The sequence below is a fragment of the Rhodococcus sp. 14-2470-1a genome (assembly GCF_002259425.1).
In the GTDB taxonomy this organism is placed as follows: Bacteria; Actinomycetota; Actinomycetes; order Mycobacteriales; family Mycobacteriaceae; genus Rhodococcoides; species Rhodococcoides fascians_E.
In genome coordinates this window covers 63,376-85,577 of the sequence record NZ_NPFZ01000016.1, presented here as the reverse complement: position 1 = coordinate 85,577, position 22,202 = coordinate 63,376, and the positions used below count along the sequence as shown (strand labels likewise).

20 protein-coding genes are annotated in these 22,202 nt (G+C 65.6%); 11 read left to right on the top strand and 9 right to left on the bottom strand.

Features of this window, described 5'->3' with window-relative positions; all coding sequences use genetic code 11:
- The first annotated feature begins 130 nt into the window (after positions 1-130).
- Together CH292_RS08660 and CH292_RS08655 are read left to right on the top strand one after the other, a co-directional pair.
- Complete coding sequence (locus CH292_RS08660; protein WP_094628411.1) at positions 131-1,297, top strand: DNA recombination protein RmuC; 1,167 nt, start codon at positions 131-133, stop codon at positions 1,295-1,297.
- A 20-nt stretch (positions 1,298-1,317) separates the two neighbouring features.
- Complete coding sequence (locus CH292_RS08655) at positions 1,318-2,304, top strand: DUF6542 domain-containing protein (protein WP_179277936.1); 987 nt, start codon at positions 1,318-1,320, stop codon at positions 2,302-2,304.
- Positions 2,305-2,335: 31 nt separating this feature from the next.
- On the opposite strand, the gene CH292_RS08650 is transcribed toward CH292_RS08655, so the two are convergent.
- Positions 2,336-3,346 (bottom strand): 4-hydroxy-3-methylbut-2-enyl diphosphate reductase, encoded by a 1,011-nt coding sequence (locus CH292_RS08650; RefSeq protein WP_094654495.1) that lies wholly within the window; start codon positions 3,344-3,346, stop codon positions 2,336-2,338.
- Positions 3,347-3,437: 91 nt separating this feature from the next.
- On the opposite strand from CH292_RS08650, the gene CH292_RS08645 reads away from it, so the two are divergent.
- Genes CH292_RS08645 through CH292_RS08635 form a run of 3 tightly spaced genes read left to right on the top strand, consistent with a single transcriptional unit; the run spans position 3,438 to position 5,468 of the window.
- A complete protein-coding gene (locus CH292_RS08645; RefSeq protein ID WP_020112640.1) occupies positions 3,438-4,019 on the top strand; it encodes a lipid droplet-associated protein in 582 nt (193 codons plus the stop codon).
- Complete coding sequence (gene xseA, locus CH292_RS08640) at positions 4,016-5,236, top strand: exodeoxyribonuclease VII large subunit (RefSeq protein WP_019665463.1); 1,221 nt, start codon at positions 4,016-4,018, stop codon at positions 5,234-5,236. Before CH292_RS08645 ends, xseA begins: the two co-directional genes overlap by 4 nt.
- Positions 5,237-5,246: 10 nt before the next feature.
- Positions 5,247-5,468: an exodeoxyribonuclease VII small subunit gene (locus tag CH292_RS08635; protein ID WP_019665464.1), complete on the top strand. Its 222-nt coding sequence runs from the start codon at positions 5,247-5,249 to the stop codon at positions 5,466-5,468.
- Here CH292_RS08635 and CH292_RS08630 read toward each other — a convergent pair.
- Entirely contained in the window at positions 5,465-6,034 is a 570-nt protein-coding gene (locus CH292_RS08630; RefSeq protein ID WP_037105802.1) for a DUF4245 domain-containing protein, read from the bottom strand. The two genes, CH292_RS08635 and CH292_RS08630, sit on opposite strands and share 4 nt — an antisense overlap.
- Before the next feature lie 156 nt (positions 6,035-6,190).
- Here CH292_RS08630 and glpX point away from each other — a divergent pair, with 156 nt between their 5' ends.
- A complete protein-coding gene (glpX, locus tag CH292_RS08625) occupies positions 6,191-7,231 on the top strand; it encodes a class II fructose-bisphosphatase (protein ID WP_037105800.1) in 1,041 nt (346 codons plus the stop codon).
- Positions 7,232-7,311: 80 nt separating this feature from the next.
- Positions 7,312-8,715 (top strand): class II fumarate hydratase, encoded by a 1,404-nt coding sequence (locus CH292_RS08620; RefSeq protein WP_037105798.1) that lies wholly within the window; start codon positions 7,312-7,314, stop codon positions 8,713-8,715.
- A gap of 85 nt (positions 8,716-8,800) precedes the next feature.
- On the opposite strand, the gene CH292_RS08615 is transcribed toward CH292_RS08620, so the two are convergent.
- Positions 8,801-9,658, bottom strand: a complete 858-nt coding sequence (locus CH292_RS08615) for an acyl-ACP desaturase (protein WP_094654494.1) — start codon at positions 9,656-9,658, stop codon at positions 8,801-8,803.
- 85 nt (positions 9,659-9,743) lie between these two features.
- Complete coding sequence (locus CH292_RS08610; RefSeq protein WP_256977983.1) at positions 9,744-10,952, bottom strand: serine hydrolase; 1,209 nt, start codon at positions 10,950-10,952, stop codon at positions 9,744-9,746.
- A gap of 158 nt (positions 10,953-11,110) precedes the next feature.
- On the opposite strand from CH292_RS08610, the gene CH292_RS08605 reads away from it, so the two are divergent.
- Positions 11,111-12,301 carry a sensor histidine kinase gene (locus CH292_RS08605; RefSeq protein ID WP_179275358.1) on the top strand — a complete coding sequence of 397 codons (1,191 nt, stop codon included), beginning with the start codon at positions 11,111-11,113 and terminating at the stop codon, positions 12,299-12,301.
- Positions 12,295-12,966, top strand: coding sequence for a response regulator transcription factor (locus CH292_RS08600; RefSeq protein WP_218829529.1), 672 nt, complete (start codon positions 12,295-12,297; stop codon positions 12,964-12,966). Before CH292_RS08605 ends, CH292_RS08600 begins: the two co-directional genes overlap by 7 nt.
- A 50-nt stretch (positions 12,967-13,016) precedes the next feature.
- On the opposite strand, the gene CH292_RS08595 is transcribed toward CH292_RS08600, so the two are convergent.
- The 3 genes from CH292_RS08595 to CH292_RS08585 all read right to left on the bottom strand — a co-directional run bounded on the left by CH292_RS08595 (position 13,017) and on the right by CH292_RS08585 (position 17,332).
- Entirely contained in the window at positions 13,017-14,342 is a 1,326-nt protein-coding gene (locus CH292_RS08595) for a PhoH family protein (protein ID WP_176458783.1), read from the bottom strand.
- A 451-nt stretch (positions 14,343-14,793) separates the two neighbouring features.
- On the bottom strand, positions 14,794-16,077 hold the full coding sequence (gene glyA, locus CH292_RS08590) for a serine hydroxymethyltransferase (RefSeq protein WP_019665471.1): 1,284 nt from the start codon (positions 16,075-16,077) through the stop codon (positions 14,794-14,796).
- 58 nt (positions 16,078-16,135) lie between these two features.
- Positions 16,136-17,332: a hypothetical protein gene (locus tag CH292_RS08585; RefSeq protein ID WP_026347853.1), complete on the bottom strand. Its 1,197-nt coding sequence runs from the start codon at positions 17,330-17,332 to the stop codon at positions 16,136-16,138.
- A 157-nt stretch (positions 17,333-17,489) separates the two neighbouring features.
- Here CH292_RS08585 and coaA point away from each other — a divergent pair, with 157 nt between their 5' ends.
- Positions 17,490-18,413, top strand: a complete 924-nt coding sequence (gene coaA / locus CH292_RS08580) for a type I pantothenate kinase (protein ID WP_026347854.1) — start codon at positions 17,490-17,492, stop codon at positions 18,411-18,413.
- Positions 18,414-18,482: 69 nt separating this feature from the next.
- Here coaA and CH292_RS08575 read toward each other — a convergent pair whose 3' ends face one another.
- Entirely contained in the window at positions 18,483-19,265 is a 783-nt protein-coding gene (locus tag CH292_RS08575) for an isoprenyl transferase (protein ID WP_019665474.1), read from the bottom strand.
- A 263-nt stretch (positions 19,266-19,528) separates the two neighbouring features.
- Between CH292_RS08575 and CH292_RS08570 the strand changes: the two genes are divergently transcribed.
- Positions 19,529-20,194 (top strand): hemolysin III family protein, encoded by a 666-nt coding sequence (locus CH292_RS08570; protein WP_019665475.1) that lies wholly within the window; start codon positions 19,529-19,531, stop codon positions 20,192-20,194.
- On the opposite strand, the gene CH292_RS08565 is transcribed toward CH292_RS08570, so the two are convergent.
- Positions 20,191-22,200 carry a thioredoxin domain-containing protein gene (locus CH292_RS08565; RefSeq protein WP_020112647.1) on the bottom strand — a complete coding sequence of 670 codons (2,010 nt, stop codon included), beginning with the start codon at positions 22,198-22,200 and terminating at the stop codon, positions 20,191-20,193. The genes CH292_RS08570 and CH292_RS08565 overlap by 4 nt on opposite strands.
- Positions 22,201-22,202: the final 2 nt, after the last annotated feature.

Genomic DNA, 22,202 nt, shown 5'->3' with positions numbered 1-22,202 from the left:
GGAGGGGCGGGAGTGGAGCCTGCGGAACGACCCGGGGGGCGGGAGTGGAGCCTGCGGAACGACCTGGAGGGGCGGGAGTGGCGCCTGCGGAACGGCTGGTGTGTCGGTGCCCTCGTGCATCATCTGCGTCATGAACGCTCTGACTGCCCTCGGGATGATGCTGGCGCTGCTCGTCGGGGCCGCCATCGGGTGGCTGCTGCACGCGTCCCGCACCGGGGATCGCGCGGTTCGAGCCGAAGCGCAGTTGGCCGCGTTGCGGGACAACGAGGCGCTTCTTCGTCGGTCTCTCGCTGCGGTGAACGAGGACTCGGCACGCAGACACTCGGGAGCCATCGGCCAGCAGGTCTCGCACCTCGTCGAGCCGTTGCACGACGCTGTCGACGCGTTGACCGAGCACGTTCGCCAGGTCGAGCACAGTCGTATCCGCGCCTACGCGGGGCTCAGCGAGCAGGTGACGGGTATGCACCGTGCGTCGGTGCAGCTGTCGACCCAGACTTCGCAGTTGGTCACTGCGCTGCGGGCTCCGCAGATCCGCGGCCGGTGGGGTGAGATGCAGCTGGAGCGTGTGGTCGAGCTGGCAGGCATGGTCAAACACTGCGACTTCGACACCCAGGTCTCCAAGGACGGGATTCGTCCGGACATGATCGTCAGGCTCGCCGGCGGTCGGCAGATCGTCGTGGACGCCAAGGTTCCGTTCGCCGCCTACCTCGACGCAGCGCAGGAGGAGGACCCGGAGCGGCGCGGCAAAGCGATGACGCGACATGCACGCCACCTCAGGACCCACGTCGATCAGTTGGCGGCCAAGGAATACTGGCGTTCGTTCGAGCCGACGCCGGAGTTCGTCGTTCTGTTCGTTCCCGGAGACCCGTTCCTCGACGCAGCGTTGACATCCGATTCGTCGCTTCTCGAGTACGCCTTCACCCGGAACGTGATACTTGCCACCCCGACCACTTTGGTCGCGCTGCTGCGGACGGTGGCGTACACGTGGAAGCAGGAATCACTCGCCGAGGACGCTGCTCGTATCCAGCAGCTCGGACGCGAGCTGTACACCCGACTCGGCGTCGTGTCCTCGCACCTCGACAAGCTCGGATCGCATCTCGGCAAGGCCGTCGACTCCTTCAACTCGACGGTGTCCTCGGTGGACGCCCGTGTAGGCGTCACCGCCCGCAAGCTTCACGAACTGGAACTGTTCGACGCGGACGTCGTGGACGTGAAGCGGATCGATCAACACCCGAGAACGTCCGATTCGTCGCACTCTCGGGGGCAGTTCGGTCATGTCAGCGACGCGGTGGGGTGAACAGCCGCTAACCTCGAGGGGTGTCTACCTCCCAACGTGCCCGTTCCGGGGTACCGCTGGATCAACGTTCAGCTCTCGCTTCCGTGCCCGGCGTCCCTGCTTGGGGGGCAGTGGCCATCGCCGTCGGCGCGACGTTTCTCGGTGTCGCCATCGATGCTGCACGCGGATCGGAACTGACGTCGGCTTTCGCGTCCTTCTACATCGTCGGCACCGTCGCTGCCGTCGTGCTGGTGCGCTACCGCGGGTTGTTCACCGCGATGGTGCAAGCACCGCTGATCCTGTTCGTCGCTGTACCGCTCTCGTATCAGTTCATGATCGAGAACGCAGGGACGAGCCTGCGCGACATCCTGCTGAACGTCGCGATTCCGCTGGTCAACCGGTTCCCGCTGATGCTGCTCGGCACGGTACTTGCCCTTGCCGTCGGCGGGGCACGCATCTTCCTGAAGAAGCAGGCGAGCCACGCACCGGCAGGCGCTGCCAAACGAACCATCCGTGACCGAGCGCAGGAAACCCGCCAGCGCGCCCGTGACAACCGTCAGACAGCACAAGACAACCGCCGGGCGGCACAGGACAATCGTCGGACGTCCCGAGACGGCGGCCAGCGGACGCAGACCAGAGCTGCCGAGCGCCGGGGCGCCGACACTCGCGCTGCCCACGGCCGCGGCGAAGCCGTGACCGCGACACGTGCCGATGCAGGCGAGGGTCGCAGGAGCCGTCGAGAACGCGTCGACCCTCTGCTCGATCGGCCGGCCGCCGATCCGTACCGGCCTGCGCGGACCGAACAGCCTGCTGCAGATCCCGCGCGCCGACCTGTCCCCAGGTCACAGCCCCCGCGGGTTCCTCGGCCACCCGAGGTGGACCCGTACTCGGCCCCTCGCGCTGCCACACCGAGGCCGGCAGCTACACCCAGACCGATTCCGACACCCCGACCCGCTTCGCAAGGCGGCGCGCACATCCCGCCGCATCCCGTACCGCAGGTGCGCTACCGCGATCGCGGAGACGCCTGAGGCGTCGCGATCGGGGCTGACCGGAACCGGCTCAGGCCTTCGCCTGGCGCAGCTCGCGGGGCAGGGAGAACACCAAGGTTTCGTTGGCTGTGGTGACCGGTTGAACATCCCCGAAGCCGTGCTCGGCGAGCAATTCGATGACGCCCTGCACCAGGATCTCCGGCACCGACGCGCCCGAGGTGATGCCTACGGTTGTGATGCCGTCCAACCAGGCGGTGTCCACCTCTTTGGCGTAGTCGACGAGGTAGCTGGCGCGAGCGCCTGCCGTCAGTGCGACCTCGACGAGGCGCACCGAGTTGGACGAGTTCTTCGATCCCACCACGATGACGAGGTCGCACTCGGGTGCCATCGCCTTGACGGCGACCTGACGGTTCTGCGTCGCGTAGCAGATGTCGTCGCTCGGCGGATCCTGCAGCGTCGGGAACTTCTCGCGCAGGCGAGCAACCGTCATCATCGTTTCGTCGACACTGAGCGTCGTCTGGGACAGCCAGATCACCTTGTTCTCGTCGCGCACGGTGACGTTGTCGACCGAGTCGGGGCCGTCGACGAGCTGAACGTGGTCCGGAGCCTCGCCTGCTGTGCCCTCGACCTCTTCGTGTCCTTCGTGACCGATCAGCAGAATGTCGTAGTCGTCACGGGCGAAGCGCTTGGCTTCCTGGTGCACCTTCGTCACCAGCGGGCAGGTGGCGTCGATGGTGCGGAGCTGGCGCTCGGCTGCCGATGCGTGCACAGCCGGGGACACCCCGTGCGCGGAGAAGACGAGTAGAGAGCCCTCGGGAACTTCGTCGGTCTCCTCGACGAAGACGGCGCCGCGGTCCGCCAGCGTCTCCACGACGTGCCTGTTGTGCACGATCTCCTTGCGGACATAGACGGGCGCACCGTGCTTCTCCAGCGCTTTCTCCACCGTCTCGACGGCGCGGTCCACCCCAGCGCAGTAGCCGCGTGGCTCTGCGAGGAGGACTCGTTTGGCACCGGAGTACGCAGGTGCGCCGTCGCCGGACGGACGTGCGATACCGAGATTCAAGGGAACAGCCGAAGACATGTCCCCAAGGATACGTGCCCGGCTCGGCTTCACCGGCCGAGCACAGCATGTCGGCTACCCAAACACTCGGAATTCAGGCACTCTGGTGCGCATGACTCGTGTTCCGTTCGCCGCACGCGTAGCTGCCGGTGTGGCCGTGACGGTCGTCGAAGAAGCTCGCAAACTCCCCAGTACTGCGATCACGCTTCCGATGACCGTCGTCAGCGAAGTTCTGGCGAGCACGATGCGCTTTCAGCAGCAAGTGACGGCGCTGGCCATCAAGGGCGATCAGGCGATCTCGTCGCTTCCGCTCATCGGGACACCGGATCAGGAGCAGCCGTCCTGGGCGGTGTTCGAGGACGACGTTCCCGGGGCCACCGACGGTGACGTCGACATCCCCGATCACGACGATGTCGCCGGCGAGCCGGTCGCTGCGTCAGGGCGCTTCGCGCTGTACTCGACGCCTCCGGAGGAGATCCAGAAAGACGACGTGCCGACGGTCGCAGCCGACCGTCCGGAAATCGTCGAGATGGTGGATTACGACACCCTCGCCCTCGCTCAGCTGCGTGCCCGGCTGCGGTCGCTGTCTCTCGCGGACCTCGAGGCCCTGCGTGAGTACGAGGATGCGTCGCTGCGCCGCGCTCCGTTTCTGACCATGCTCGACAATCGAATCACCACCGCGAAGGCCAAGTGACCGCAAGTACTGCAGAGGAGCCGTGGCCTGTCCGAACCGTCGCCATGAAGGTGGCGGGATGGATCGACAAGCTCGGCAGCGTATGGGTCGAAGGTCAGCTGACGCAGATCAACGCTCGGCCGGGTACACGCACTGCATTTCTCGTTCTTCGTGATCCGTCCGCGGACATGTCGCTGTCGGTGACGTGTTCGCCTCAGTTGCTCGACCGCTCCCCCGTCCCGCTCACCGAGGGCGCGCGGGTGATCCTGTACGGCAAGTTGTCGTTCTACACGGGCCGTGGAACCATCTCGTTGCGCGCCACCGACATTCGCGCCGTCGGCGTCGGCGAACTGCTGGCACGCATCGAACGCCTGCGGGCCCTTCTCGCCGCCGAGGGACTGTTCGATCCTCGTCTCAAGCGCCCATTGCCGTTCCTCCCCCGCACCATCGGACTGGTCACGGCCCGCGCGTCGGCAGCCGAGAAGGACGTTCTCACTGTCGCCCGACGGCGTTGGCCCGCAGTGCACTTCGAGGTTCGCCACACCCCGGTCCAAGGACCGACCGCAGTACCGGCGATCCTCGACGCACTCTCCGACCTCGACGGCAATGTCGACGTCATCATCCTCGCTCGCGGCGGCGGCAGCGTCGAAGACCTCCTGCCGTTCTCGGACGAGGCCCTGTGCCGTGCCATCTCGAAGGCCACGACCCCGATCGTCAGCGCCATCGGACACGAACCCGACAGCCCGCTCAGCGACCACGTCGCCGATCTCCGCGCCGCAACACCGACCGACGCGGCCAAGCTGGTGGTTCCCGACGCCGTCGCCGAACAGAATCTGATCGCCGAGCTGCGCTCCAGAACAGCTGCTGCACTGCGCAACTGGGTCCAACGCGAAGCACGTGCGCTCGAGATGATCCGACACCGGCCCGCACTGGCCGACCCCGTCGCGGGCATCGACCGGCGCAGCGAAGAGATCACCAGACTCGTCGACGCAGGGAGGCGCGACGTCCTGCGCGAGTTGGCGAAGCAGGAGACTCTCGTCGAACATCTGCGGGCACGTCTGCAGACGCTCGGGCCCGCAGCGACGCTGGCGAGGGGTTATGCCGTCGTCCAGCGCGTGGTGGCGGGCACCGATCCAGAGGTGTTGAGGTCGGTGGACGACGCCCCTCCGGGTACCCAGATCCGAGTACGAGTGGCCGACGGCGCAGTCACCGCCGCGGTCATGGGCAAAGTCAAATGAGAGGAACACCATGAGCGAGGAAACACCGGTCACCGAACTCGGCTACGAAGCAGCCCGCGACGAACTGGTCGACGTGGTGAAGGTCCTGGAGCAGGGCGGGCTGGATCTCGACGCCTCACTTGCGCTGTGGGAGCGCGGCGAACAGTTGGCCACCCGTTGCGAGGAGCACCTCGCGGGTGCACGCAAGCGCGTAGAGAACGCGCTCGCGCACATCGAGGAAGAAGAGAACTAGGGAGTGAGCGGCTCGGCGCTCGTCGTTGCGGCGGCCAGGGTCGTGAATTCCTCGGTGCTGCCGCTACCGGTCACGAGCAGTCGAACGTCACCCAGATCGGTGACCCACACCGCCTCGCTTCCCTCCTGGTCGTAGACGATCCACTCCGCACCGTCGATCGATTCGGTGCCCGACGCGTACCGCGCCTCGCCGACGGCGAACGGAACGAGGACTTCCTCGCTCGCGCTGGACTGCGTCAACTTGATGTAGCGACCGGCGTCGGAGATGAAACCGACGTTGCTGACGTCACCGCCCTGATCCCCCGCGATGGACTGGCGGCTGCCGGAGTTCGGAGTCCACCCTTCGGGCACCCGAGGATTGCGGATCGGGAAGTTCAGCTCGGAAGCGTCGTACTGCAGGGCAGCGTCGACGTCGAAGTTCGGGATGGGTCCCTGCGACGGTCCGCCGGGGCTGAGAGAGCACTGGGAGGCGATACCGGCGATCAGCAGACAGGCGATGACAAGCGGAATGAGGGACCACACCATGTCGCGGTTGTTGTTGAGGATCCGGGGTTTGCTGTTCGCCACACCTCCAGTATCCGGGAGAGCAGCCTGCGGGACGACCCAGGGTGTCCGCTGCATGCCAGCGCTCGGTCGGCGCATGCCCTACCTCGCATGACGCGGCTCACGAATGAGATAATCGCGCCTGGGTAAGACCCCCATCTACCAGGAGGCTACAAACCGATGACGGCCAGCACCGAGTCCACTCGCGCCATGGCGCCAGATCGCAACCTCGCCCTCGAGCTCGTACGTGTCACCGAGGCCGGTGCCCTCGCGTCGGGTCGCTGGGTCGGACGTGGCGACAAGGAAGGTGGCGACGGTGCCGCCGTCGACGCCATGCGTCAGCTGGTCAGCTCTGTTTCCATGCGCGGCGTCGTCGTCATCGGTGAAGGCGAGAAGGACGAAGCGCCGATGCTCTACAACGGTGAGCAGGTCGGCAACGGCAATGGTCCCGAGGTCGACTTCGCCGTCGATCCCGTCGACGGAACCACGTTGATGGCCAAGGGCATGCCCAACGCGATCTCGGTGCTGGCCGTTGCCGAGCGCGGCGCGATGTTCGATCCGTCGGCCGTGTTCTACATGGAGAAGATTGCCGTCGGACCCGAGTACGCCGATGTCATCGACATCACTGCACCGGTCAAGGAGAACATCGCTCGGATTGCGAAGGTCAAGAAAGGCTCCGCATCCGACGTCACGGTGTGCATCCTGGACCGTCCGCGCCACGCCGAACTGATCCAGCAGGTCCGCGACGCCGGATCCCGCATCCGCCTCATCTCCGACGGTGACGTCGCGGGTGCCATCGCCGCAGCACGTCCCGATTCCGGCACCGATCTGCTCATCGGTATCGGCGGAACACCCGAGGGCATCATCGCCGCCGCCGCGATGCGGTGTATGGACGGCGCCCTGCAGGGACGCCTCGCCCCGACCGACGACACCGAGCGTCAGAAGGCCATCGATGCAGGTCACGACCTCGATCGCGTCCTGAACACCCGCGACCTGGTCTCCGGCGAGAACGTCTTCTTCACTGCCACCGGCGTCACCGACGGCGACCTTCTGCGCGGCGTTCGCTACGCAGGCGGGGGCGCACACACCCAGTCCATCGTGATGCGCTCCAAGTCGGGCACCGTGCGCATGATCGACGCCTACCACCGCCTCGAGAAGCTCCGCGAATACAGTTCCGTCGACTTCGACGGCGACGAATCAGGGCAAGCTCCGTCGTTCTGATCCGGGTCATTCCTGCAGGCTCCACTCCCGGCCCAGGGCGCGCTCACCCCTCCGCAACTTCAACTGGCAAAGTAAGGCTCATGACGCAGACAGACGAACAGCAGTACCGGATCGAGCACGACACCATGGGAGAGGTTCGCGTCCCCGTCGACGCGTTGTGGCGTGCACAGACGCAGCGCGCGGTGGAGAACTTCCCCATCTCCTTCCGCCCCCTCGAGCGCACCCAGATCCGCGCAATGGGCTTGCTGAAGGCTGCATGCGCACAGGTCAACAAGGACCTCGGGCTGCTCGACGGCGCCCTCGCCGACGCCATCATCTCCGCGGCAACCGAGATCGCCGACGGCAAGCACGACGATCAGTTCCCCATCGACGTCTTCCAGACCGGTTCCGGCACCAGCTCCAACATGAACGCCAACGAGGTCATCGCGTCGATCGCCAAGGCGAACGGTGTCGAGGTTCACCCCAACGACCACGTCAACATGTCGCAGAGCTCCAACGACACGTTCCCGACGGCCACGCACGTCGCCGCCACCGAGGCAGCCGTCACCTCGCTGGTGCCTGCGCTGAAGCACCTGCACGAGGCACTGGCCGCCAAGGCGACCGAGTGGAAGACCGTCGTGAAGTCCGGCCGCACTCACCTCATGGACGCCGTGCCGGTCACGCTCGGCCAGGAATTCGGCGGCTACGCCCGTCAGATCGAAGCGGGCATCGAGCGCGTCGAGGCCACCCTCCCTCGCCTGGGTGAGCTGCCCATCGGCGGCACTGCCGTCGGCACCGGCCTCAATGCACCCGACGGCTTCGGCCCGAAAGTTGTTGCCGAACTGGTGAAGTCGACTGGAATCGACGCCCTGACCGCAGCGAAGGATTCCTTCGAGGCACAGGCAGCACGCGACGGCCTCGTCGAGGCATCGGGCGCACTGCGCACCATCGCCGTGTCGCTGACCAAGATCGCCAACGACGTCCGTTGGATGGGCTCGGGACCGCTCACCGGCCTCGGTGAAATCGCCCTCCCCGACCTGCAGCCCGGTAGCTCCATCATGCCCGGCAAGGTCAATCCCGTTCTGCCCGAGGCAGTCACGCAGGTCGCCGCACAGGTCATCGGCAACGACGCCGCCGTCGCATTCGGCGGTGCATCGGGAGCATTCGAACTCAACGTCTACATCCCGATGATGGCGCGCAACGTACTCGAGTCGTTCAAGCTCCTCGCCAACGTCTCGGTCCTCTTCGCGGACAAGTGCATCGTCGGCCTCGAAGCCAACGTCGACCACCTCAAGACCCTCGCCGAGTCCTCGCCGTCCATCGTGACGCCGCTGAACTCGGCAATCGGCTACGAGGAAGCAGCAGCCGTCGCCAAGCAGGCTCTGAAGGAGAAGAAGACCATCCGTCAGACCGTCATCGACCGCGGACTCATCGGCGACAAGCTCAGCGAGGAAGAACTCGACAAGCGTCTCGACGTCCTCGCCATGGCGAAGGTCAAGGACTAGTCGGTCTCCGCTCCCCTTCCGGCATGACTGTGCCACCGCAACTGTCATACAGTTGCGGTGGCACAGTCATGTTCGGGGGTCGAGCTCAGGCGAGGTGAGCTAGCTCCTCACGAGCTTTCTTGCCGTCGTCGCCGAGGTCGTCGCGGCCGAAGAAGTTCCAGCGCTCCAGCAGCGGCTTGAACACCTTGTCTCGCTGCTGGTCCTCGTCGTAGATGCCGGCTTCTGCGAGAGCCTCGGTGCTGTTCTTCTTGCTCGGCAGGTCGACGACGGGGATCGCGAAGCCGCTCACCCGATCCGCGACAGCACGAGCCATCTGGTCCGGTGCGACGCCGAACGCCTCGTTGACGACGTTGACGTAGAACGTTGCCTGACGGGTGTCGTCGGCCGCGATCTTGGTCAGGATCTTGCCGAGCACCTCGTCGCCGCCGAGAGCAACGGTGTTGGTGTTGCGCAGCGCGGCCGCGGTCTCGTCGATGGCGAAGTGCGAGATGATGTCCAGCACGTGCAGGCTCGGAGCGCTGTACCCCCTCGTCATTTCCTCCATGCGCACCCGTTCGAGCGCGACGGGGTCCACCGCGCGCGTCAGAACCAGGAAGTCGCGCAGCACGATGGCTTGACGGTTTTCTTCCGACGTCCATCGACCCGTCCACTTCCACCACGCGCCGAGGCCGGTGAGCGCGCGAGCGAGTTCGCGGTGGTACGCAGGCAGATTGTCTGCGACCAGTACGCCGACCGTCGCGGACAGAATCTCCACGTCGGAGAGGTGCGACTGCTCGGGAGCCCAGTCCTCGCCCCCGAGGAACGCGAAGTTGCGGCCGTCGTCCCACGGTGCGAAGTCGTGCGGATGCCAGTCCTCCGCCTCCTCGATGTGGCGGGTCAGGTTCTCTTCGACGGCTGGCTCGAGCCGAAGCAGCAGGTCACCGTCCGTCATATTCGTAGACATACCAGCAACCGTAGCGCCTGCAGCCCACGGCCCGAAGTAGCGCCCCTGAGCTCTGTGAATTTTCCCAACGCCCGAGTACGTGGGGTCAAGCAACAACCGCATCGCACAGTGTCGCGTCGAGCGCGTCGATAACGATTCGATACCCGTCGAGCAGGGCCTGCTCGTCCTCCGCGTCGATGACTGCCCACGGCAACGCGGTCACCGCGATGGTCACTGCCGTGCCGTCGGGCCCGATGGCGTTGCGCGTCTGAGTGCCAGGAATGTCGCCGCCGTGCCCCCAGGAGACGCCCCCGCAACTGAGCGGATAGGCCTGCATGCCGAGCCCGTATGCGGCGTCGGGAATCAGTTCGTCACCGGCGGCCACGGTGGTCTGCATCTGAGCCGACGCCTCGTCACTGACGAGTTTCCCGCCGACGAGTGCCTGCATGAAGGTGTTCAGTTCGCTCGGTGTGGAGACCATGGCCCCGGCCGCCCATGCGTAGGAGGTATCCATGTCGGTCATCGAGCGCAATTCGCCGTTCGTATCGGCGTGGTAGCTGGTCGGGTGCTCGCCGCGGATGGTCCTTTCACCGGCGTCGGGTAGATAGGTACGGGACAGTCCGAGGGGTGCCGCAATTCCTTCTTGGATCTGCTCGGCCAGAGTTCGCTGTGTCACACGCTCGACAAGCAGACCCAGCACCACATAGTTGGTGTTGCTGTACTGCCACTGAGCACCGGGTGCGGCGTCGGCAGGGCGCTCGAGCGCGATGTCCAGCATGTCCCTCGGGGCGATGTAGTTGTCCTGCACTGCGAAGGCGTCCTCGGCGATCGTGTCGACGTATTCGGGGAGACCGGAGGTGTGCTGCAGGAGCGCGCGGACGGTGATGTCGTTGCCGTCGATGCCGTCACCGGTGACGAGACCGGGGAGGTAGGTCTCGACCGGCACGTCGAGATCGACCCTCCCCTCGTCGACCAGTTGCATGACCACGGTCGCGACGAACATCTTCGTGTTGCTTCCGATGCGGACCTCGCTGTCGGCCGACGCCGGTTCTTCCGTTGCACTGTCGCCCAGTCCCGCGGCCACGGCGGTGTGGCTTCCGTCCGGTTGTGTCACCGACGCCAGCGCGGCCGGATATCCGGCCGCGACGAGCGAATCGAGCCGCTCGGTCACCGCCTCCATGACGTTGTCGTACGGTTTGGCCCACGCATCGTACGAGCATGCGGAGACCACGCTCGCACCGACGGCGAGGCTCGCAGCCAGCGCCAGGAGTGCCCGGCGACGTCGTGGTGATCTCGGTGGTGTCGTCGTGTTCACAGTGTTTCGACCTTTCTCGGAAATGGTGTGCCGCAGGATCGAGCGACTCCGTCAACGATGCCGAGTCGACGCCGCGATCTCCCCCACCCACGGATCGGTTTGTTTCCCGTTCCATGGGATGGGGCCCAGCACGCTCGGGTGAGGCACCCTTGACTGTTATGGCGCAGTTGTCTCTGTCTCGACTCCGGTGGTGGCCCCACCTACCGTCGGTGGTCGTTGCCGTCGTCGGATGCACGTACCTGGCTCTCGGGATGCCGGAAGGCGATGCGCGCGACGTGGAAGCCTGGCTACCCGGCGGCGCGGTACTGCTGCAGGCTGCCCTCCTGTTGTGCCGGCTTCGCTTCCCGACGGCGGTGCTGGCCGCATGCACTGCACTCGACGCGGTGGTGATCATCGCGACGGGTGGTGAAATCGGTGCCGGAGCACTCGGGGTCGCGATCGCCGCGTACACACTGGCTCGCGAGATGTCGACACGCCACTCGTGGATCGCGCTTATCGCCTCGGCGACAGTCACATTCGCGATCAGCGTGACTGCATTGGCAGTCAATCCTCAATTCACGTCGTTCTCCGCTGTGGGTTCGTCGGCACTACGGGTGATGCTGCAGGTCGCCCTTCCCGCGGTGTTGGCCGACGCAGCGAGGTCGCGAGCGAAGCTGCTGCGCGCCTACCGTGATCGCGCCGATGCGGCCGAACGCGACCGAGAGGCGACCGTCGCCCGGGCCTTGACGGAGGAACGCACGGCACTGGCCCGGGAATTGCACGACATCGCCGCGCACCATGTCACCGCGATCGTGGTCAGTATCCAAGCCGCTGGAGTCCTCCTTCGTACCGCGAATTCCGCAGCCGCCCAGCCCTATCTGCGGACCGCGATCGACGAGGCCGGCAGTACGCTGGACCAGTTGCGCGCAACGGTGGGGCTTCTTCGAGATCACGACGAGGAGACAGCCCTGTCCTTCGTTCCCGACGATGTAGCCGGTCTCGTTGCGGCCGTGCGCAACCGCGGAGTGCGGGTCGACTACCACGGCCGCGACGACACCCCCTTGGGTCCGATCGAACGCGCTACCGTCTACCGCATGATTCAAGAGTCGCTCGCCAACGCGATCCAGCACGCCCCGGGCGCCGACTGCACCGTCGACATCGTCTCCGATCCGGGCGGGCGCGCCGTCGTGGTGACCGTGACGAACGGGCCCCCGGCCACGGCTTCGATCGATTCGCCGGTTACCAGCGGGCTGGGGCTGATCGGCATGGCCGAACGTGCCCATCTCATCGGAGCCGCTCTCGAGACCGGCGCAGCTCCCGACGGTGGGTGGCAGAACCGTCTCGTCATCACGCCGGGACGTCTATCGTGATCACCTTGCTCATTGCCGACGACCAGCCCATCGTGCGGGCGGGTCTGGCGGTGATCTTCGGCCAGGCCGAGGGAATCGACGTCGTCGGACAGGCATCCGACGGGCGTGAGGCCGTCGAACTCGCGGGGCGCCTACGGCCCGATGTGGTGATGATGGACATCAGGATGCCGGGAATGGACGGCGTCGAAGCGACCCGGATCATCACCGCGGATTCGGCACTGAACAGCGCCGTCCTCGTCGTCACCACATTCGACATCGACGAGTACGTTTTCGGAGCCCTCGAAGCAGGAGCGTCGGGCTTTCTACTCAAAGGGTCCGACGAAGACACCCTGATCGCTGCGGTCCGATCGGTCGCCGCCGGGGACGGCACTCTCGATCAGCGGCTCACCCGCCGGGTCATTTCCGAGTTCAACCGCCGTCGCCCACCTCCGTCGCCTGTGAAGACGAACAACCGGTACACGACACTCACCGCCCGAGAATTCGAGATCCTCGGCCTTCTCGCCCGAGGTCTGTCGAACCGAGAGATCGGCGAAGAGTTGGTCATCGAGCTGTCGACGGTCAAATATCATCTCGCGCAAATTCTCACCAAACTCGACGTACGAGACCGACTCCAAGCGGTGGTTCGCGCCTTCGAGACCGGGTTGCTCGTGCCGCCTACCCGCTGAGCACCCTATGTGAGTGGGAATGTAGGACCTGTCCTACATTCCCACTCACATCAAGCGCCTGCGGGACCGAACTCTTCCAGCATTTCCGTCACCAACGCGGCGATCGGGGAACGCTCGCTTCGGGTGAGGGTGATGTGCGCGAAAAGCGGATGGCCCTTCAGCTTCTCGATGACCGCGGCGACACCGTCGTGCCTGCCGACACGGAGGTTGTCACGCTGGGCGACATCGTGGGTCAGCACGACGCGCGAGCCGCTACCGAGGCGTGAGAGCACCGTCAGCAGCACGTTGCGTTCCAGGGATTGCGCCTCGTCGACGATGACGAAGGAGTCGTGCAGCGACCTGCCGCGAATGTGCGTCAGCGGCAGCACTTCCAGCATTCCGCGGGCAATGACCTCTTCCATCACCTCGGGGCTGGCGAGACCGTCGAGGGTGTCGAAGACGGCCTGGGCCCACGGACCCATCTTCTCGCTTTCGCTGCCCGGCAGGTAACCCAGCTCCTGGCCTCCGACGGCGTACAGCGGTCGGAACACGACGACTTTCCGGTGGGTTCGGCGTTCGAGGACGGCTTCGAGACCTGCGGTCAACGCCAGAGCGGACTTGCCGGTTCCGGCCTTGCCGCCGAGCGAGACGATGCCGATGCTCTCGTCGAGCAGAAGGTCGAGTGCGACGCGCTGTTCCGCTGATCGACCGTGCAACCCGAATGCTTCACGCTCGCCGCGGACGAGCTGGATCTGCTTGTCCGCCGTGACGCGTCCGAGTGCGCTGGAGCGTCCACCGAGCAGTCGAACACCGGTGTGGCACGGCATGTCCCGTGCACCGTCGAGGTCGATGACGCCTTCGGCGAACAGTCGATCGATGTCGCCTGCCTGCACGTCGAGCTCGGCCATTCCGGTCCAGCCCGACGGAACGACGTCGTGTGCGTGGTACTCGTCGGCAGGGAGGCCCACAGCACCTGCTTTGACGCGAAGTGGGATGTCCTTGCTGACCAGGACGACGTCCTTGCCTTCGGCGGCTAGGTTGAGGGCGCAGGCGAGGATGCGAGAGTCGTTGGAGTCGGTGCGGAACCCGACGGGAAGCACGGACGGATCGGTGTGGTTGAGCTCGACTTGCAGTGTGCCCCCGTCGGTTCCGATGGGAACCGGCTGATCGAGGCGGCCGTGCTCGACGCGAAGATCGTCGAGCATACGCAAGGATTCCCGCGCGAACCATCCCAATTCGTGGTGGTGGCGTTTACCCTCCAGTTCGCTGATCACGATCAGCGGAAGAACCACATTGTGCTCGGCGAACCGGATGACAGCCCAGGGATCCGACAGCAGAACCGAGGTGTCCAGCACGAATGTCCGAAGGGGGGCGGAAACGGAGCGTGAAGTGGTCACGTGGGGCTCCTACGTCCGGCGCGGCACCGCGCGGACATTTGTCGCTCGGCCGGTCGGTCCTGGCGTGTCAGATGACACGAGGGCCGGGTGCCGGCCCTCTCGCGCTCACTAGCTCAGTCACGTATCAGAACCTCCCGCACAGGTAGCTTCCCCGCTGCCTGTTACTGCCGACGGTACAGCCGAAACCAGCAATTGGCTCGGCGAGTTCAGGGCGTGTCGGTGAACAACACGTTAACCGGGTCAGGCGTACCAGAATGGCTGAAACGCAACGAAACCAGGCGTGTCCGCGTACGTTCTGCGGCGCCCGGTCGGTGAGCACTCGACGTTCGACTGCTCCTTCTTCTACATGTACCACCTCCGCACTGTCCGGGCGGGACCAAACGGCGAAAACGGACCAGAACGCACGAAAGGCCCACTCGAACGAGTGGGCCTTTCGTGCGACGACGGGTGCCTATCCCAGCAGTCCCCAGTCCTCGAGACCGTCGTAGAGCGGCTTGGACTGAGCGACCTTGACGACGCGCTCCTTGAGCGAGTCGCTTGCCTCGCCGGTGGCGAGAGCAGTGGCGATGATGTCCGCGACCTCGGTGAACTCGGCTTCGCCGAATCCGCGGGTAGCGAGTGCCGCGGTTCCGATGCGCAGACCCGAGGTGATCATCGGCGGGCGAGGATCGAACGGAACGGCATTGCGGTTCACGGTGATTCCGACCTCGTGCAACAGATCCTCTGCCTGCTGGCCGTCGAGGTCCGAGCTACGCAGGTCGACGAGCGCGAGGTGGACGTCGGTGCCACCGGTGAGGACGGAGATGCCCTTGTCCGCGACGTCCTTGGCGTTCAACCGATCGGCGAGGAGGGATGCACCGAGCAGGGTGCGCTCCTGACGTTCCTTGAACTCCGGCGTCGCCGCGATCTTGAAGGCAACGGCCTTCGCTGCGACGGCATGCATGAGCGGCCCACCCTGCTGACCGGGGAAGACGGCGGAGTTGATCTTCTTGGCCCATTCCTTCTTGGCGAGGATCAGGCCGGAGCGGGGGCCACCGAGCGTCTTGTGCACCGTTGAGGACACGACGTCGGCGTACGGCACGGGGGACGGGTGGACACCCGCGGCGACCAGACCGGCGAAGTGGGCCATGTCGACCCACAGGAGGGCACCGACCTCGTCGGCGATGGAACGGAACGCCTCGAAGTCCTGGTGGCGCGGGTAGGCGGACCAGCCGGCGATGAGAACCTGCGGCTTGGACGTCAGTGCCTGCTTGCGCACCTCGTCCATGTCGATGCGGTGGTCTTCCTTGCTGACTCCATAGGACTCGACCTCGTACAGCTTGCCGGAGAAGTTCAGCTTCATACCGTGCGTCAGGTGACCGCCGTGCGCCAGGTCGAGGCCCATGATCTTGTCACCCGGGTTGATCAGTGCCATCAGGACCGCGGCGTTGGCCTGCGCGCCCGCGTGGGGTTGCACGTTGGCGAATTCGGCACCGAACAGTTCCTTGGCACGATTGCGCGCCAGATCCTCGACGACGTCGACGTGCTCGCACCCGCCGTAGTAGCGACGTCCCGGGTAGCCCTCGGCGTACTTGTTCGTCAACACGCTGCCCTGTGCCTGGAGGACTGCGCGTGGAACGAAGTTCTCCGACGCGATCATCTCGAGCGTGTCGCGCTGACGACCGAGTTCGCCAGCCATGGCTTCGGCTACCTCGGGGTCGAGTTCGGCGAGCGACTGAGTGTTGACGTCGGTCATTACAGGTGTCTCCAAGGGTGAGCTGCGGGATTGGCGCATTCAGTTTACGAGATGCACCTCAGTGCTCACGCAGCGCGCTGGGGATGAGCGGTTCGTCGAGCAGGCGGCCGAACAGCGCGGATCGCTCGCTGACCGTTTTGCCCTTGTCGAGCCACCCACCGAGAAGCTTGTAGCCCTCGACGTAGGTACTGATGTACGCGCGCCACAACGGCGACGACAGAAACTTCAGACTCTGCCGGGCGCGCTGCGGCGACGTCAGCGACCAGCGTTCGAGGTAGGCAGCGACGTCGTCCTGCGACTTGTGCTGATCGTGCAGCAGCAACGCCGCGTCCTGACGAACACCGAGCAGCTGCCCCGACGCCTCGGACAACCGTTCCGCCTTCTCACCGTCGAAGCGCAGCCCCAGGTCGGCGTAGATCTCCTGCGCCCACACACCCCACCCCGGCCCGACGATCGACTTCAACGCGAGGTCGGCGAGCCCCTCGGCCATCAGGCATTGCGGAGTGTTGACCAGGAACAGGGTCTGCTCCGTCTGGCCCGACGCCACCAGCCCGGCTTCCTTGCGGCAGTGCTCGGTGTGATGACCCGGGTACGCCTCGTGCGCGATCAGGTGAGGCAAGTTCGCCATCTGCTGCTGCAGGTCGGAGTTGATCGCGACGGTGGACTTGTAATCACCGAGGTAGTAGTTGAACCCCGACCACGGTTTGTCTCCGACGACCTCGTAGGTGACCTGTTCGGTGTCCGGCAGCGTGTATTCGGCACGCACGCGGTCCCGCAGGGCACTGGAGAAGGCGTCGACGCACTCCTGCAACCGATCCGCGGGTACGACGTCCTGCGCCCGGTGTGCGGCAAGACGTTCGGCGAGCGAACCGGGGCCGGCCAGCACGTCGTCCATCTTTCGGTGGGCCTGGCGGTACTCGTCCTGATCGCCCGGCTCGATGTGGACGTCGAAGTACGCGAAGACCTCGTCGACGAAGCCGATGTCCTCGCCGGCGAACTTGCGGGCCGAGCATTCGAGCGCCCGAAGATGAACGTCGACGAACTCGGCACGCTGCTCGGGCAGGCCTGTGTTGCCCAGTTCCTTGCGAAGCTCCCCTGCTCGACGCGCAAGCTCCTTCGGCTCGGGCGCCGGTGCGTTCTCCACCTGCCGTCGTAGCTCGGGGTCACCGGTGTACGCGTCGACGAACCCCTCTTCGAGGCGATCGAATTTCAGGCCGAGGGTGAGGTAGTCGCGGACGAAGGAATCGGCGTTCATGCTGTCCGACACTAGCGTCACCGACCGGGTGAACAACCAGTGAACTACCCCGCCCGTGCGAGTCCTCGTGGCACCGAGCACAATCGTCATTCATGCGACTCGCGCTCCCCCGGAGTTCACGCCTGCAGGAACGGACCCATCGTGGTGGACGGCGCGCATGAGCGAGACCAGCCCGTACGTCGAGTTCGACCGTGCGCAGTGGAGAACGCTCCGTCAGTCCACCCCGCTGGTTCTGACCGAAGAGGAACTGGTCGGGCTTCGCGGACTGGGTGAGCAGATCGACCTCGACGAGGTGGCCGAGGTGTATCTGCCGTTGGCCAGACTCATCCACCTTCAGGTCGCGGCGCGGCAACGGTTGTTCGCGGCTACCGCAACGTTCCTCGGTGAGAAGCACCCGGATCGACAGGTGCCGTTCGTCATCGGTGTGGCGGGAAGCGTCGCCGTCGGCAAATCGACGACGGCCCGTGTGCTGCAGGCGCTTCTGGCACGGTGGGATCACCATCCTCGTGTCGACCTGGTGACGACCGACGGTTTCCTGTATTCGACGGCCGAGCTGATGCGCCGCGGAATCCTGCATCGCAAGGGCTTTCCGGAGAGCTACGACCGACGCAAGCTTCTGCGCTTCGTGACCGAGGTGAAGTCCGGTGCGGAGGAAGTGTCGGCGCCGGTGTACTCGCACGTGTCGTACGACATCATCAAGGGTCAGTTCCACATGGTTCGCCAGCCGGACATCCTGATCGTCGAGGGCCTCAACGTTCTGCAGACCGGCTCACGGTTGATGGTGTCGGATCTGTTCGACTTCTCGATCTACGTCGACGCGCGCATCGAGGACATCGAGCACTGGTACGTCAAACGCTTTCTTGCACTGCGCGAGACGTCGTTCGCCGATCCGGACGCACACTTCCACCACTACGCGAATCTTTCGGACGAGCACGCGAAGATCGCGGCCGAAGACCTGTGGCACTCGATCAACCTGCCGAATCTGGTGGAGAACATTCTTCCGACGCGTCCGCGCGCGACGATGGTGTTGCGCAAGGACGCCGACCACACCATCAACAGGCTGCGGCTACGCAAGCTGTGAGCGGAAATGTGGGCCAGGGCCGGCAGGAGCGGAGCCTGTGGAGTGACCACGAGGCACATTTCCGCTCATCTAGATGCCGAAGCGGCGGTGCCGGGCGGCGTAGTCGCGCAGTGCGCGCAGGAAGTCGACGCGCCTGAACTCCGGCCAGTACGCCTCGGTGAACCAGATTTCCGAGTACGCGCTCTGCCACAGCAGAAACCCCGAGAGCCGCTGTTCGCCGGAGGTCCGGATCACCAGGTCCGGATCGGGCTGACCCGACGTGTACAGGTGGGAGTCGATGCCGTCGACGTTGACCGAGCCGATGAGCTCTTCACCGGTCAATCCCTCGGCGATCTTCTCGCTCAGCAGCGCTTGGACAGCGTCGGCGATTTCCTGTCTGCCGCCGTACCCGACTGCGACGTTGACGTGGGTCCCGGTCCGACCGGCCGTCAGTTCCGCGGCTTCCTTGAGACGACGTGCAGTTGCGGCCGGGAGAAGGTCGAGTGTCCCGACGATCTTGACGGTCCAGTTCTGTTCCGGGCCGGAAATTTCCTCGACGACGTCGGTGATGATCTCGAGCAGCGATTCCAACTCGTCAGGGTCGCGACGGAGGTTCTCGGTGGACAGCAGGTAGATCGTCGCCATCTCGATGCCCGCTGCGTCACACCACCCCAGCATCTCGGCGATCTTCAGGGCCCCCATCCGGTGCCCGTGCGCGACGTCGGTGAAGCCGTTCTCCCGAGCCCAGCGGCGGTTGCCGTCGCACATCACAGCGACGTGGCGGGGATGCGCCACGTCGTCGAGCTGTGTCAACAGGCGTCGCTCGTACACGTTGTAGAGGACGCTGCGCACCTTGGTCGGGAGAATCTTCACCGAGACATCACCACGGGGCACAACCTTACGCCCGGCAGGAGTGGAGCCTGCGGAATGACCCGGGAAGCAGGAGTGGAGCCTGCGGAATGACCCGGGAAGCAGGAGTGGAGCCTGCGGAATGACCCGGGAAGCAGGAGTGGAGCCTGCGGGGTCACCGTCTCGTTCGACCGTGTCGAGCTACTCGCCGGTACAGTAGGCAGCGAACTTACGGTTGCGTAGGTTCTCCAGGGAGCGGATCTTGCGTTTCGAGTCGAGGTGGGGCTATGACGATGTTCGGGATCGACGAGCTACCGGTCAAACCACGCATGCGCGGTTGGATCCATCTCTATGCGTTCGGAGTGGCGGTGGTGTCCGGCATCGTGTTGGTCACGTTGGCCTTCACACTGGTGTCGGTCGGCGCGGGGATCGCGACGGCCGTGTACGCGGTCACCGTCTGCGGCGTGTTCGGCGTCAGCGCTACCTACCACCGTGTCCACTGGGACAACCCGGCCCACCGTGTGTGGATGAAACGCGCCGACCATTCGATGATTTTCGTGTTCATCGCGGGCAGTTACACCCCGTTCGCGATACTGGGCCTACCGACGAGCACCGGCCGGACCCTGTTGATCATCGTCTGGCTGGGTGCTCTCGGCGGGGTTGCGCTGAAGATGTTGTGGCCGCAGGCGCCGCGGTGGGTCGGTGTTCCGCTCTACCTCATTCTGGGGTGGGCGATTGTCCCGGTCGCGCCGACGCTTATCGATCACGTCGGCTATGCACCGTTCGTTCTGCTGCTGGTCGGCGGCATTCTGTACAGCGTCGGAGCTGTTCTGTACGCCACGAAGTGGCCCAACCCGTGGCCGACGACATTCGGCCACCACGAGTTCTTCCACGCCGCTACGGTTCTCGCCGCAATCTGCCACCTCGTCGCGGTGTGGCTCGTGCTGTTCTAGCGGCGCAACGCCGCAACCAGTTCTTCCTCCGTCGTCACCGGTCTGTCACAGACGAACCCGCGGCACACGTAGGCTGCCTCGTTGCCGTCGACGGTCGGCCGGTCCGTGAGGAGCGGAGACGAATCGACGGCGCCTGCAACTATGGTGGTGCCGCCCGGTGCGTGTCTGCGAGCAACATCCAGCAGTCGACTGTCACCGTCGACCGATATCGCGACCTGCAGCGGACCGCGTACGGATGCCTCGGCTACGGCCAGCCAGTGCCCTGCCGACCGAGGCGCGCGTTCCATCACGACCGACGCCCGAGCCAGGCCCGCTGCCGCCAGGTCACCGTACGTGGCGGCGGACTCCGACGGCACGAGCGCTTCGATCGCGAGCAAAGCCTCGGTGATGGTCGACGCGCCGGACGGGGTGGCGTTGTCGAGGGGGTCCCTGGGCCGGGTGACCAATGCTTCGGCGTCGTCGGCGGTGTCGAACCAGCTGCCGGGGTTGTCCGGGTCGGCGAAGTGCGCGATGGCTGCGTCGACGAGTCGGACGGCGCGTTCCAACCACACCGTGTCCCCGGTCGCGGACAGCAGCGACAGCGATCCGACGGCCATGCAGGCGTAGTCCTCGAGCACTCCGGCCGCCTCGCCCACGTGAGGTCCGAGCGATGCCCGACGCAGCCGGCCGTTCTCCTCGTGCCGGGCGAAGATCTGTTCGCCGCATTCGGCGGCGGCATCGACCCAGGTACTGCGTCCGAGTCCGGAGCCTGCCTCGGCGAGAGCGGTGATGGCCAGGCCGTTCCACGCGGTGATCACCTTGTTGTCACGTCCCGGTTGTGGGCGCAGGTCACGAGCGGCCATCAGGGTTGCGCGCACTTGCTCGAAGCGTTCGGTGTCGTCTGGATCCTCCGGTAGTTGGAGCACCGACATGCCGGCCTCGAACGTGCCCGACGAGTCGACGGCGAACAGCCCCGCTGCCCAGACGCCGTCCTCGAAGCCGAGGGTTTCCACGAGTTGCTCGGGAGTCCACACGTACGTGAGACCCTCGACGCCTTCGGTGTCCGCGTCCAGCGCAGCGGCGAAACACCCCTGCTCGGTGCGCATCGCGCCGAGAACGAAAGCAGCGGTGGCGTCGGCTACCCGCGTTGCCAGCGCGTCACCGGTGACGCGGGCGAGGTGACCGTAGAACCTGAGCAGCAGGGCATTGTCGTAGAGCATCTTCTCGAAATGCGGAACGATCCACTCCGCATCGACGGCGTATCGCGCGAATCCGCCGCCGATCTGATCGTGAATCCCGCCGCGAGCCATCGCCGACGCGGTGCGCGTGACGGCGCCCCGTACCGACGTCGACCCGGTTCGCTCGTAGTGTCGGAGCAGTCCTTCCAGCAGCGAGCTGGGCGGAAATTTGGGCGCGCCACCGAATCCGCCTCGCTCTGCGTCCTCGTCGGCCAGCACCGAGGACACTGCATCCGCGAGCAGGTCCGCGTCGACGGGTTTGCCCGACGCCGGGAGCCGGCCGGAGTTGTCCCGGAGGGCCTCGGTGATCGCGGCGGAGGCGTCGAACACCTCGGCGCGGCGGGTCGTCCAGGTGTCCGAGACTGCCTCGAGCAACTGTGTGAACGACGGGGTTCCCGCTCGCGGTCGGGGCGGGAAGTAGGTTCCGCAGTAGAACGGCTCGGCGTCCGGAGTGAGAAAGCATGTCATCGGCCAACCGCCCTGGCCGGTCATCGCGACGGTTGCGCTCATGTACACGGCATCCAGGTCGGGACGCTCTTCGCGATCGACCTTGATGCAGACGAAGTTCGCGTTCATCGACGCGGCCGTCTCGGCATCTTCGAACGATTCGTGTGCCATGACGTGGCACCAGTGGCACGCCGAGTACCCGATGGACAGCAGGATCGGGACGTCGCGCTCGCGGGCGGACTCCAACGCCTCCGTCGTCCACTCCTGCCAGTGCACCGGATTGTCCGCGTGCTGACGAAGGTAGGGGCTGGTGGACCTGTCGAGCGCGTTGGCCCCGAGCACGA